General features: G+C 59.7%; 10 protein-coding genes and 2 tRNA genes. 6 read left to right on the top strand and 6 right to left on the bottom strand.

The window, feature by feature from the left end; translation table 11 throughout:
• Nucleotides 1-12: 12 nt before the first annotated feature.
• The 4 genes from LA321_RS12130 to LA321_RS12115 form a co-directional block, all read right to left on the bottom strand.
• A complete protein-coding gene (locus LA321_RS12130; RefSeq protein ID WP_026457179.1) occupies nucleotides 13-276 on the bottom strand; it encodes a BufA1 family periplasmic bufferin-type metallophore in 264 nt (87 codons plus the stop codon).
• 374 nt (nucleotides 277-650) lie between these two features.
• Nucleotides 651-1463, bottom strand: coding sequence for a helix-turn-helix domain-containing protein (locus LA321_RS12125; protein WP_224212210.1), 813 nt, complete (start codon nucleotides 1461-1463; stop codon nucleotides 651-653).
• Nucleotides 1464-1481: 18 nt separating this feature from the next.
• The gene (locus tag LA321_RS12120; protein ID WP_042072204.1) at nucleotides 1482-1814 is read right to left on the bottom strand and encodes a DUF6506 family protein; all 333 of its coding nucleotides are present in this window, start codon (nucleotides 1812-1814) and stop codon (nucleotides 1482-1484) included.
• A 222-nt stretch (nucleotides 1815-2036) separates the two neighbouring features.
• Complete coding sequence (locus tag LA321_RS12115) at nucleotides 2037-2237, bottom strand: YbfA family protein (RefSeq protein ID WP_042024786.1); 201 nt, start codon at nucleotides 2235-2237, stop codon at nucleotides 2037-2039.
• 213 nt (nucleotides 2238-2450) lie between these two features.
• Here LA321_RS12115 and LA321_RS12110 point away from each other — a divergent pair, with 213 nt between their 5' ends.
• Complete coding sequence (locus tag LA321_RS12110; RefSeq protein WP_026457176.1) at nucleotides 2451-2744, top strand: hypothetical protein; 294 nt, start codon at nucleotides 2451-2453, stop codon at nucleotides 2742-2744.
• Nucleotides 2745-2796: 52 nt separating this feature from the next.
• On the opposite strand, the gene LA321_RS12105 is transcribed toward LA321_RS12110, so the two are convergent.
• Nucleotides 2797-2870 (bottom strand) — tRNA-Cys (locus LA321_RS12105).
• A gap of 57 nt (nucleotides 2871-2927) precedes the next feature.
• A tRNA-Gly gene (locus LA321_RS12100) sits at nucleotides 2928-3003 on the bottom strand.
• 249 nt (nucleotides 3004-3252) lie between these two features.
• On the opposite strand from LA321_RS12100, the gene LA321_RS12095 reads away from it, so the two are divergent.
• The 5 genes from LA321_RS12095 (at nucleotide 3253) to LA321_RS12075 (ending at nucleotide 11825) form a co-directional block, all read left to right on the top strand.
• Nucleotides 3253-6684, top strand: coding sequence for a hybrid sensor histidine kinase/response regulator (locus LA321_RS12095; RefSeq protein ID WP_042072206.1), 3432 nt, complete (start codon nucleotides 3253-3255; stop codon nucleotides 6682-6684).
• Nucleotides 6685-7099: 415 nt separating this feature from the next.
• Nucleotides 7100-8785, top strand: coding sequence for an ABC transporter substrate-binding protein (locus tag LA321_RS12090; protein WP_042072207.1), 1686 nt, complete (start codon nucleotides 7100-7102; stop codon nucleotides 8783-8785).
• Nucleotides 8786-8903: 118 nt separating this feature from the next.
• Nucleotides 8904-9887: an ABC transporter permease gene (locus tag LA321_RS12085; RefSeq protein WP_026456977.1), complete on the top strand. Its 984-nt coding sequence runs from the start codon at nucleotides 8904-8906 to the stop codon at nucleotides 9885-9887.
• Nucleotide 9888: 1 nt separating this feature from the next.
• Nucleotides 9889-10809 (top strand): ABC transporter permease, encoded by a 921-nt coding sequence (locus LA321_RS12080; protein WP_042024782.1) that lies wholly within the window; start codon nucleotides 9889-9891, stop codon nucleotides 10807-10809.
• On the top strand, nucleotides 10806-11825 hold the full coding sequence (locus LA321_RS12075) for an ABC transporter ATP-binding protein (RefSeq protein WP_042024781.1): 1020 nt from the start codon (nucleotides 10806-10808) through the stop codon (nucleotides 11823-11825). Before LA321_RS12080 ends, LA321_RS12075 begins: the two co-directional genes overlap by 4 nt.
• The last annotated feature ends 1 nt before the right edge of the window (nucleotide 11826 follow it).

Genomic DNA, 11826 nt, shown 5'->3' with positions numbered 1-11826 from the left:
GCCGCATGGCACTTACTTGGGTTGCAGCGAACCACCGACCAGCTTCTCGCACAGCCCTTTTGGCATCACCACGAAGGCATCACCCATGGCGTCTTCCTTGGCCGTACCGGCGCAGGAGCTGGTCTTGGTGGCGCAATCATTCTTGCTGGCCTTGACCACGCCGTAGCATTTCTCCTTTGCCTCGGCCGCCATCGCCGGGGCCGCGATGAACTGGGTTCCGAGTACCAGCAAGCCAGTCATGGCAGAGGCAATGGCAGTGCTTTTTTTAACGTTCATGTTGCTATTCCTTGTTGTTGAGTGTGATGTCTCCAGCCTGTCGTGACCGGTTACCTGCAATAGAACCGGCGTGGCGAGCAAAAGATTTCAAAAAAAATACAAAACAGAGACATCTACAAAAAACACAATAAGCAACACACTGTTTTAAAAGGAATATGCTGATTTTTCATTGCTCCGGGCCGTTAACAAGAAGGCGGCGCCCGAGGTGCAGGCATTACCACCGGGAAGGTAAATAGGGCGTCATGCCCGGCCATCCCAAAACGGGTCTGCCAGCACATCCTGGCAAGCACAATGAAAAAAGAGGCGACAAGGTCACAAGGTAAAACGAACGGGCAAGATGAAACATACGGGAAAGCGCCGAACGATCAGCGCTTTCAAAGATAACCGGCCAGCCGGTTTACTTGCGGGTTGTAGTGGTTGAGGCGCTTGTGCTCCGGGGTGAGCAATTGCCCGGGCGAGCGACCGGTAAAGAAGTGACAGCTCTTGATGAAATGGGGCTGATCGCAATACCCCTGCTCCAGCAGGGTATCGAGCGACGGAGCGCCCGATAGCAGCTGGCGCAGCGCTCTTTGAAAGCGGGCGGTGCGCAGAAAATAGCGGGCATCCACCCCGACATGGTTGCGCAAGCGCCGCTGAAAGGTGCGCGGACTCATCCCCAGTTGCTGCTGCAACTCGGTCGCCGGCGTGCCGTAATAGAGCCGCTCTATGGCTCGCACCAACGCAAGATCCCGCTCCAAGCGCCTTGCGACTCGCTGGCGTAGCCAGTGGCCCAGAGCCCCATGCCCCTGCTCCACCAAGGGCTCAACCTCAGGGACATCAATCCCCAGCTCATCGAGCGACAGCACCTGATCGCAAAGATGCTCCATAGGCACGCCAAACAGGTCGAAGCAGGCCGAAGAGCGCAGCCGCAACCCCAGCAGATGAATTTGACCGTGGGCGGCAAAGCGCAGGCGCACATGCCGTGGGCAGAGCAACACGGCCGCCCCCGTGGCCACGACAACGGTGCGGGGCAAACTTGATGGAGAGAGGCTCGTGATGGTAAGGGGATCCCCCAGATTGAACAGGATCTCGGCTCCGGTGCCGGGGAAGATCTCCGGCATCGGCTGGTGTTGGTCAAGGCGCCACTCCCAACCTTGCGCCAACCAGGGGGCCAGATCGGGAGCGGGCTGAAATTTACGGCACTGCATGATGGAAGGCGATGTTTCTCACTGGCTCGGTTCAGACGCGGACAGGAAGAGGGTATCACCGCTGACATGATTGAGACAGGGATGGCGATCGAAGCGCACCACGCCGATCTCCATGCGCCCTGCCGCCGCCTCGACCATGGCGGCAACCCCCTGGTGGCCGAACCCGGCGCACAGCTCCACCGCCCGGATCCCCTCCCGATAGAGCTCATCGAGCAGTTCACAGCCTCGTTGGTAATCGGGCACGGCGATCGTCTTCACATGGACTTTCTCTGTCTGGACCCAGGAAGCGTGCTCGGCAGGATCTGCCCCCGGGGCGACAAAGATGAATGCGGCCTTGAAAATATCGGACATATAAAAAGCTCCTCGGATGAATGAGTCACCACTCTACCCAGGATCCCGCAGGCCGGATTGTACCGCTGCGCCACTCGCCCTCCTCTACCAGACATAGATCCAAACGCTTCAAGGGCGCCATATAGACCTCATTTTACCCTTTTGGAGGCTATTTGCGCTTCCAGAGGCAATAAATGCAAAAAAGACAGCCGAAGCTGTCTCTTTTGTCATCAAGGTGGGGCCTTAGTAGAAGATCCGGTTGCCCCGCTCACTCATCTTGAGCCACACCGGCTTGGTGCTGGTTTTGCTCCAAATCCGGTGCAGATAGCTGTAAAAGCGCGCACGATCGCGACGAAACAACATCACGGGAAATGCCAGGATGCCAACCAGCAGCACAAAGGTGCGACGAAGAATAATCTGAGTCAGGGAATAAGGATGAAACATGATATGACGCCTCACTGGTAAGACCACTGGGTAAAGATTACTCCACAATTTGTAGGATTACTACATCAATTTGTTCATTTTTTCTCAATTAATGCACCATAAATGACAAATTGGAATTAAGTTACATTGCTTAACCTAAAAGCAACAAAAGCTGACAAAACGGCCCCTCTTGACCAGAGTTAATATGCTGGTCGTCAAAATGGAGTTGGTACGATGAAACCCGCAGAAGTGGTGATGATTGGGATCATGGGCATCTTGCTCTGGTCAGAGTGGCAGGACTGGCAGCTGAACCGGGATGACGCCATCGAGCTCGCCTACAAGGGCGCTCCCGCCGTCAGCGTATGGCAATGCGGCACCCTGAAACAGCGAATGGCGGATATAGATGCGCACAGGGCAGACATACAGTTTCAATATCGGGGACAGGATATGACGGAGGTGACTCACTACCTGCAGCGCGAGTGGAAGCAGATGGGCTGCGAACAGCTGCTGATGCAACAAGGGTATTGAGCTTGGATCGATTATCGCGGCATGGTGCGATAAAGATAAGACAGGAAGAAGATGGAGGCACGTTCCGGAGTCGAACCGGACTAAACGGATTTGCAATCCGCTGCATAACCGCTTTGCTAACGCGCCATGCTGACAAGACTGGTTGTCTTGAGAGTGATATCCATCGTTGGTGCGATGGAAGATTGGAGCGGGAAACGAGACTCGAACTCGCGACCCCGACCTTGGCAAGGTCGTGCTCTACCAACTGAGCTATTCCCGCGTCACTGCTTTCTTGCCAGTTGCCTGACAACGAGGCGCATTATACGTACCCCGAGCGTCAGCACAACCCTTTTTTCGCACTTTTAACCCCGCCCGCGACTGTTTGCTCAGGGTTTAAACGGGTTGCTGAAATTTTCCCCGTCAGGCTGTGACCAGACAAGCGAATTTGGGATAAAGCCATTGAAATGATTATGCTTTCATTCGAGACTGGCACAGCTTAGTAACCGGATTCTCAATTGAAAATCACAAGATGAAATGGATCTTCACGCTGCGTGGACTCAGACCGCGGTTAATGCTGGCTTTTTTCATGTTGGGCATGGTGCCCTTCCTGGTCATCACTCTCTTCTTCCTCTACAGCCACGGCAAGGATCTCACCACCCAGACCTCCAACCATCTGGTCTCCGTTCGCAACATCAAGAAGAGTCAGCTCGAGGATTACTTCAAAAACCTCAAAGAGCAGATCATCAACTTCTCCCAGCAGGACTTCGCGGGCAACAGTATCGGCCGCTTCTACGGCTTTACCGGCGCTTTCGAAAAGCTGGGCACCAGCTCCCAGGAGGCACGTACCCGGGCCCAGTCCCGCTATGTGCCCGGATCCTGGGATCAACTGCAAAAACCGGATCCCAAGGTCAATACCGAGCCCTCCATCAGCGCCCTGATCCTGGCCGACGAGATGTATGGCCGGGTCCACCAGCGCTTTCACCGCGGCTATGCCGACATGGTGCGCAAGTCCGACTACAGCGACATCTTTCTGGTGGACCTCAATGGTGATGTGGTCTATTCGGTCACCAAACAGGTCAACTTCGCCACCAATCTGCTCTCCGGTCCCTATCAGGGCAGCGGCCTCGGCCAGACCTTCGCCAAGATCAAGCGTCGCCTCGACGGCGGCCAGAAGCCGCAGCAGATCTTCGAGTTCACCGATTTTGGTCGCAACGAGCTGACCGGCCAGGTGGTCGCCTACCTGGCCGCCCCCGTGATGCAGTACGACTATGTGCGCGGCGTGGTGATCTTCGAGTTGCTGCCGGACAAGCTCAACCAGATCATGGCGGAGCGGGAAGGGCTGGGGGAGACCGGTGAAACCATCCTCATCGGCCCCGACAAGCGGATGCGCGCCGATGCCTGGCTGGCCCCCGAGTTCAGCGTCGAGAACAGCTTCAGCCCCCACTTCCGGCCGCTGCAGACCCCCCTCGTCACCAAGGCCCTTTCCGGCGAGCAGGGAGTTGGCCAGTTTCTCTCCTACCATGAAGACGAGGTGCTGGCCGCCTACACCCAGGTGAAGGTATTCGATACCGAGTGGGCCTTTATCGCCGAGATTTCGACCCGGGAAGCCTATGCCCCCATCCGCCAGCTCGAAGCACTGGTGGTCCTGTTGGGAGCTGGCTCCCTGCTGCTGCTCATCCTCTTCTCCCGCTGGCTCTCCCACTCCATCACGGCGCCGCTGCGCTCTCTCACTGCGGCGGCGGAGCAGGTGGCCGATGGCGCCCTGGATCACCCCATCACCATCGCCCGCACCGACGACGACATCGACCGGCTGGCCCAGTCGTTTCGCCATATGCAGCGTTCGGTCAAGGAGAAGATCGAGCTCATCGAGCGGCAAACCCAGGAGTTGCAACAGCAGGTCAAGCTGACCCACAGGCAGAACCTCAGCCTGCAGCAGGCCGACAAGCTGAAGGATGAGCTGCTGGCCAACACCTCCCATGAGCTGCGCACTCCCATTCACGGCATCAAGGGGATGGCGGAATCCATGCTCGCCAGCCAGCAGGATTTGACCGAAGGCCAGCAGAAACAGCTTGGCCTCATAATCAAGAGTGCCGACGGTCTGGCCCGACTGGTGGATGATCTGCTCGACTACCACCAGATGCGCTACGGCCAGCTGGAGATCCACCCCCAGCCCGTCTCCTCGAAAGGGGTCATCCGGCTGGTGCTGGATCTCTGCCAGCATCTGGTGCAGGCCAAGCCCCTTACCCTGGTGGACATCAGCCCCGCCGAGCTGCCGCCGGTGCTGGCCGACGAGCAGCGCCTCGAACAGGTGCTCTACAACCTGGTGGGCAACGCCATCAAATACACGCCTCAGGGCAAGGTGGTGCTGAGTGCGGTCGTCGAGGAGCAGATGCTGCGCATCAAGGTGACCGATACCGGCATCGGCATCGCACCGGAACATCTGGAACACATCTTCGAGCCGCTGGTGCAGATGAGCCCGGAGGCGGGCAAGCAGGGGGCCGGCCTTGGCCTCTCCATCACCCGCCAGCTGGTGCATTTGATGGGCGGAGAACTGTTGGTAGAAAGCGAGCCAAGCGTCGGCTCCACCTTCTCCTTTACCCTGCCGCTCGCCATCGGCCAGACAGCAGGCCAGCTGCAGGGCAATCGCCAGATTGAGCACCAGCTGGTGCGCCAGCAGCCCCTGATCCTGCCGGAGTGGGGTAGCGAGGATCTGCCCCCGCCCCCGCAGGATGCTCCCCTCATCCTGGTGGTGGACGACGAGCCCATCAACCTGCACATCCTGCGCCACCTGCTGCAGCCCTGCGGCTATCGCATCCTGCCCAGCAGCGATGGCCACGACGCGCTGGCCAAGCTGGCCCGGGAGCCCGTCGATCTGGTGCTGCTTGATGTGATGATGCCCACCCTCTCCGGCTTCGATGTCTGCCGCCGGCTGCGCGAGCAGCACCCGAAGGACAAGCTGCCGGTGCTGCTGCTCACCGCCCTCAACCAGCCCAAGGATATCGAAGAGGGGTTTGGCGCCGGGGCCAACGACTATCTGGTCAAACCCTTCTGCAAGGAGGAGCTGTTCGCCCGGGTCAAGGCGCTGCTGGAGGCCAAGGCGGGGCGCGCCTCCCTGGTGGAGAACCGCCTGCTCAAGCAGGAGATAGAGCACCGCCTCACCCTGCAGGAGCGGCTCCATCAGGATCAGCAACGGCTGCTGACCCTGCTCGGGGAAGGGGCCGACCCCATGATCTTCATCGACCAGCAAGGCATAGTGCTGTTTGCCTCACGGGTGCTGGCCGGCTTGCTGGGCCAGGAGCCCGAGGCCATGGAGGGGCACGCCCTCGACGAGTGGCTCGCCAGCCCGCTCAAGCAGCAGTGGCCGGAACCGGCCGGCGAGCGGGACCTGACCTTCCTGGTGGCGGGGGTCGAGGACAGGCTCAACGCCCGCGCCCTGCCCATCAGTCTGGGAGGACAGGCGGCCATCGCCCTCACCCTCAGCACAGGCCAGCGCCAGGATGACAACCGGGTGATGGCGCTGGAAAACGCCCTCAAGAACCTGTCACGCCAGGCCATCATCGAGGACGATCAACTGCTCGGCGAGCTGAGCCGGCTCGGCGGCGAGTTCCGCTCCCTGGCTGACAATCTCATTCGTCAGCAGGATGACGAACCCCTGCGCCGCGCCCTGGTCGAGACCATGCAGCTGACGCTGGACGCCTGGCAGCAGGGCACCGGCAAGGGCAAGATAGTGCTGGCGGAGAAGAGCAAGCTGTGGCGAGTCTACATGGACAGATCCAGCCCGCAGACCCGTACCCTCGACAAGTATCTGAGCCTGGATACCCTGCCCAAATCCCCGCGCTGGAAGACGGTGGTCGCCACCACGGAATTCGTGCTGGGGCACTGCCCGCTGAACGAACAGCAGCGCCAGCAGCTGCAGCACAGCGCCCAGACCCTGCGCCAGCTGGCCAATCGCAAGCAGTGATGGAAGACGGGATGTGAGCCGGCTCACACCGGCCCATCCCGTTTCTTTTTTGCACAAATTAAAGGTTCTGCCCACGCCGCCACAGCGAGCGGATCCAATTCACAAAATTGTCATAACTGGTCTGGCAACGGGCACTTTTTACGCGAAACCAAATAACATAACCATATGATATTAATCAGATAAAAACGTGTTTTGACGAAATTGACGTAACCCCGTCAATTTTTACGAAAACGACGAAATCAATAGTTGTTGTTTTCCTGTTAACTCTGTTTTGCTAAGAGCGTTGGAAAACAGAACGACAAGGGTGCACAGCCCGACCAACATGGAGGGCCGACTTCCTCAGCATGCGAAGCCGGTGCTCACACAAAACAAGGCGAATCCCTCAGGAATGCCAAAAAATAAGAAAGGAAAACATATGCTTGCCAAAGTATCCAAAATCTCTACCGCTGTAATGCTGGGCACCATGATGCTCGCCGGTGCCGCCGGCAACGCCATGGCCGCAGAAAACAAAACCGTGCTGACCATGGTCGCGCAACAGGAAACCGCCTGGGTCAAGAACTTCAACCCCTTCCTGCAAGCGGGCTTGCTGCACACCACCCGTCACTTCATCTATGAGCCGCTGGTGATCTTCAACGATATGCAGGGTGGCAAACCCGTCTATCGTCTGGCCACCAACTATGCGTTCAGCGATGACCTCAAATCCGTCACCTTCGATCTGCGTGACGGGGTGAAATGGTCTGACGGCGAAGCCTTTGATGCAGACGACATCCTCTTCTCCTTCAACCTGGTGAAGGCCAACAAGGCCCTGGATGAGCGCTCTATCTGGACCCAGATCAAGAATGTCGAGAAGCTGGCCCCCAACAAGGTCCGTTTCGACCTGACCGAGGTCAACACCAACGTGGTGAACGACATAGTGCTGGTGCCCATCGTGCCCGAGCACCAGTGGAAGTCGGTGAAAGACCCGGTCGCCTTCACCAACGACAAGCCGGTCGGTACCGGCCCGTTCACCGAGGTGGACAACTTCTCCGCCCAGCTCTACACCCAGTGCCGCAACCCGCACTACTGGGATAACGACAACCTCGCCATCGACTGTATCCGCATGCCGCAGATGGCCACCAACGACCAGGTGCTGGCCGCCGTCATGAAGGGCGACATCGACTGGTTCGGCTCCTTCGTGCCGGATATCGAGCGTCTCTACGTCGGCAACGATCCGAAGAACAACAAGTACTGGTTCCCGGCCTCCGGCACAGTGGCGTTCAACGTCAACTTCCAGACCAAGAACCCGGGCAACCACGAAGCCTTCAACGACATCAACTTCCGCCGTGCCTTCTCCATGGCGATGGACCGCCAGTCCATGGTGGACATCGCGGGCTACGGCTACCCGACCGTCAACGAATATCCGTCCGGCCTTGGCAAGGCATTCGACTCCTGGAACAACCCGGAAGTGGACAAGAAGTACGGCAAGTTCAACAAGTTCGATCTGGAAGGGGCCAAGGCACTGCTGAAGGAAGCAGGTTACAAGGATTGTGACGGCGACAAGTTCCTCGACACCCCGAGCTGCAAGAAGATCGAGTTCAAGGTGCTGGTACCGAACGGCTGGACCGACTGGGTCAATACCGTCCAGATCGGCGTGGAAGGGCTGCAGGCACTGGGCCTGAATGCCAAGACTGCCACCCCGGAAGCCACCGTGTGGACCGAGAACCTGATCACCGGCGACTTCGACGTGGCGCTGCAGGGTTACTTTGCCGGTGCCAACCCGCACAAGTACTTCGAGACCGCGTTCCACTCCCGCAACATGGGTGAGCGTGGCAACCGCTTCGCGGCCCCCCGCTACAAGGATCCGGCACTGGACAAGCTGATCGACGACTTCACCCAGACCGCCGATGCGGCCAAGCAGAAGGAGATCATGTTCGCCATCCAGGAGAAGGTCGGTGCCAACCAGACCATCATCCCTGTGTTCAACAACCCGACCTGGTACGAGTACAGCACCAAGCGCTTCAATGGCTGGTTCAGTGCCGACAACCCGGTTGCCAAACCCCAGCTCCACCCGGACACACCCGAGCGTCTGCTGCACGTGTTGTCCCTCAAGCCAAACAGCTAATCAATCCCGGCCCCCTGCGGGGGGCCATCTTCCCCGTTCATCCCCCTTTATCCCGGTTCTGCCGGGGTTGGGGTAGCTATACCCGATGCGGGGCAGGCTTGCAGTAAAAGGTACTATCATGGGATTCATACTGAGACGTTTCTCCTTCTATCTGGTTGCCTTCCTGGTAGCCGCCACCATCAACTTCCTGCTACCCCGCGCCATGCCAGGCGATCCTGTCTCCGTGATGTTTGCCCGCGCCGGCGCCATGATGGAACCGGCCGCCCTGGAGGCCCTCAAAGCCACCTTTGGCTTCGTGGATGGCCCCATCGGCACCCAATTTCTGACCTATGTGAAGAGCGTCTTCACCTGGGATCTCGGCACCTCGGTGCGCTTCTACCCGCAGCAGGTCTCTGACGTGCTGGGTCGCGCCATCGGCTGGACCCTGTTTCTGGTGGGCACCTCCACCATTCTGAGCTTCTCCATCGGCTCCATCGTCGGCATCTTCGCCGCCTGGTATCGCGGTGGCCGGATGGACAGCATCCTCTCGCCACTCACCCTGGTGATGCAGGCCATCCCCCCGGTAGTGGTCTCCCTGCTCGCCCTCTTCCTGTTCGGGGTGAGCCTGGAGTGGCTGCCCATCGGCTACGCCTACAGTCCGGAGATCAAGCCTGACTGGGGTTGGGAGCACATCAAGAGCATATTGCTCCACGCCATCATGCCGGTCGGTACCCTGGCCATGGTGCAGGTGGGGGGCTTCCTCATCACCATGCGCAACAACATGATCAACCTGCTGGGCGAAGACTACATCACCATGGCCAAGGCCAAGGGGCTCTCCAGCAACCGGGTGATCTTCAACTACGGCGCCCGCAACGCCATCCTGCCCAGCGTCACCGCCCTCTCCATGGCACTCGGTTTCGTCATCGGTGGCTCCCTCATCACCGAGGTGATCTTCAACTACCCGGGGCTGGGCCTGACCCTCTATCAGGGCATTCTGGCTCGCGACTACCCGCTCATTCAGGGGCAGCTGCTCATCATGACCATCACCATGCTCAGCTTCAACTTCCTGGCCGACGTGCTCTACGTCTTCCTGGATCCCCGTCTGCGTACAGGAGGCAAATAAGATGCGTATGCCGACCATTCTCAAGATTTTACTGGGCAACAAGAAGGCAGCCTTCGGCCTCGCCATCGTCGTCACCTTCGTGCTGATGGCCATCTTTGCTCCCCTGCTGGCCAGCAACGAGCCGACCAAGCGGGTTGCACGCCCCCACCAGCCCCCCAGTGCCGAGTTCGTGATGGGCAGCACCCGCATGGGCCACGACATCTGGGCCCAGTTCACCAACGGGGCGCGCGTCTCCCTGATGGTGGGCTTTAGCGCGGGTCTGCTGGTCTGCGCCCTGGCGGTCGCCATCGGCATCACCGCCGGCTACTTCGGCGGCCTGGTGGACGAGTGCCTCACCTTCCTGATGAACGTGGTGCTGGTGATCCCCAACCTCCCCTTGCTACTGGTGCTGGCGAGCTTTATCGGGGAGGCGTCGCCGACGGTAATTGCCGTCATCATAGGATTAACCTCCTGGGCCTATGGCGCGCGGGTCATCCGGGCCCAGACCCTGGCCCTGCGGGAGAAAGAGTTCGTCATCGCCGCCGAAGTGCTGGGGGAGCCGGCCTGGCGCATCATCCTGGTGGAAATTCTGCCCAACCTCATCTCCATCATCGGGGTGAGCTTCATCGGCTCCATCATCTACGCCATCGTCACCGAAGCGACCCTGGAGTTCCTGGGTCTGGGCGACCCCACCGTGGTGAGCTGGGGCATCATGCTCTACAACGCCCAGACCTCGAGCGCCATCCTGATCGGCGCCTGGTGGGAGATCCTGGCCCCCTGCTTTGCCATCGCCACCCTGGGCGCGGGACTGGCCATGCTCAACTTCGCCATCGATGAAATCGCCAACCCGCAGCTGCGCTCCCACAAAGGACTGAGCCGCTGGAAGAAACTCGCGGCCCCGGTCACCACGCCGGTTGCCACAGCACAGGAGAAGACAGCATGAACCAGCAACCCCTGCTGTCGGTACGCAATCTCTGCGTCGACTACATCACCGAAAACGGCGACGTGCGCGCCGTCAACTCGGTGAGCTTCGATATCAAGCAGGGCGAGATCTTCGGTCTCGCCGGCGAGTCGGGCTGCGGCAAGTCCACCGTCGCCTTCTCGGTGGCCCGGCTGCACAAGCCGCCCGCCTACATCAGTGGCGGCGAGATCCTGTTCAAGGGGGAGAACATCCTCCACTACGGTGACGAGCGGCTGCGCTCCTACCGCTGGCGCCAGGTCTCTGTGGTGTTCCAGTCCGCCATGAACGCGCTCAACCCCGTGCTACGCATGGAGGAGCAGTTCTGCGACGTCTTGCTGGCCCACAACCGGGGCATGACCCGCTACGAGGCGATCAAGCGCGCCCAGGAGCTGCTCACCATAGTCGACATCCACCCGAGCCGGCTCAAGGACTACCCGCACCAGTTCTCCGGCGGCATGCGCCAGCGACTGGTGATCGCCATCGCCATGGCCCTCAATCCCGAGCTGCTCATCATGGACGAGCCGACCACGGCGCTGGACGTGGTGGTGCAGCGGGAGATCCTGCAGAAGGTTTATGCCCTGAAAGAGAAGTTCAACTTCTCCATCCTGTTCATCACCCATGACCTCTCACTCATGGTCGAGTTCTGCGATCGCATCGGCATCATGTACGCCGGCGAGCTGGTGGAAGTGGCCCCGTCCAAGGCAATCCTGACCGCGCCGCTGCACCCCTACACCAAGGGGCTCGGCAACTCCTTCCCGCCCCTGCACGGGCCGAAGAAGGTGCTGGAGGGGATCCCGGGCACCCCGCTCAACCTGCTTGAGGTGCCGGTGGGTTGTCGCTTCCAGGCCCGTTGCAGCAAGGTGCACGATCGCTGCCGCCAGGAGTACACCCGGCTGGCCGAGATCCGCCCCGGTCAACAAACTGCCTGCCACCTCCATGAGGCGCAGGATGAACAACAAGAGCCCGTGTTCTATCTGGACAAGGCCGCTGGCTGTTAAG

The sequence above is a fragment of the Aeromonas enteropelogenes genome, assembly GCF_020097295.1.
Lineage (GTDB): Bacteria > Pseudomonadota > Gammaproteobacteria > Enterobacterales > Aeromonadaceae > Aeromonas > Aeromonas enteropelogenes.
This window is presented reverse-complemented; position numbering and strand designations above follow the sequence as displayed.

Bases quoted from the DNA above. Each gene is read 5' to 3' on its own strand.
- LA321_RS12130 (WP_026457179.1), bottom strand. From the start codon at position 276: ATGAACGTTAAAAAAAGCACTGCCATTGCCTCTGCCATGACTGGCTTG.
- LA321_RS12125 (WP_224212210.1), bottom strand. From the start codon at position 1,463: ATGCAGTGCCGTAAATTTCAGCCCGCTCCCGATCTGGCCCCCTGGTTG.
- LA321_RS12120 (WP_042072204.1), bottom strand. From the start codon at position 1,814: ATGTCCGATATTTTCAAGGCCGCATTCATCTTTGTCGCCCCGGGGGCA.
- LA321_RS12115 (WP_042024786.1), bottom strand. From the start codon at position 2,237: ATGTTTCATCCTTATTCCCTGACTCAGATTATTCTTCGTCGCACCTTT.
- LA321_RS12110 (WP_026457176.1), top strand. From the start codon at position 2,451: ATGAAACCCGCAGAAGTGGTGATGATTGGGATCATGGGCATCTTGCTC.
- LA321_RS12095 (WP_042072206.1), top strand. From the start codon at position 3,253: ATGAAATGGATCTTCACGCTGCGTGGACTCAGACCGCGGTTAATGCTG.
- LA321_RS12090 (WP_042072207.1), top strand. From the start codon at position 7,100: ATGCTTGCCAAAGTATCCAAAATCTCTACCGCTGTAATGCTGGGCACC.
- LA321_RS12085 (WP_026456977.1), top strand. From the start codon at position 8,904: ATGGGATTCATACTGAGACGTTTCTCCTTCTATCTGGTTGCCTTCCTG.
- LA321_RS12080 (WP_042024782.1), top strand. From the start codon at position 9,889: ATGCGTATGCCGACCATTCTCAAGATTTTACTGGGCAACAAGAAGGCA.
- LA321_RS12075 (WP_042024781.1), top strand. From the start codon at position 10,806: ATGAACCAGCAACCCCTGCTGTCGGTACGCAATCTCTGCGTCGACTAC.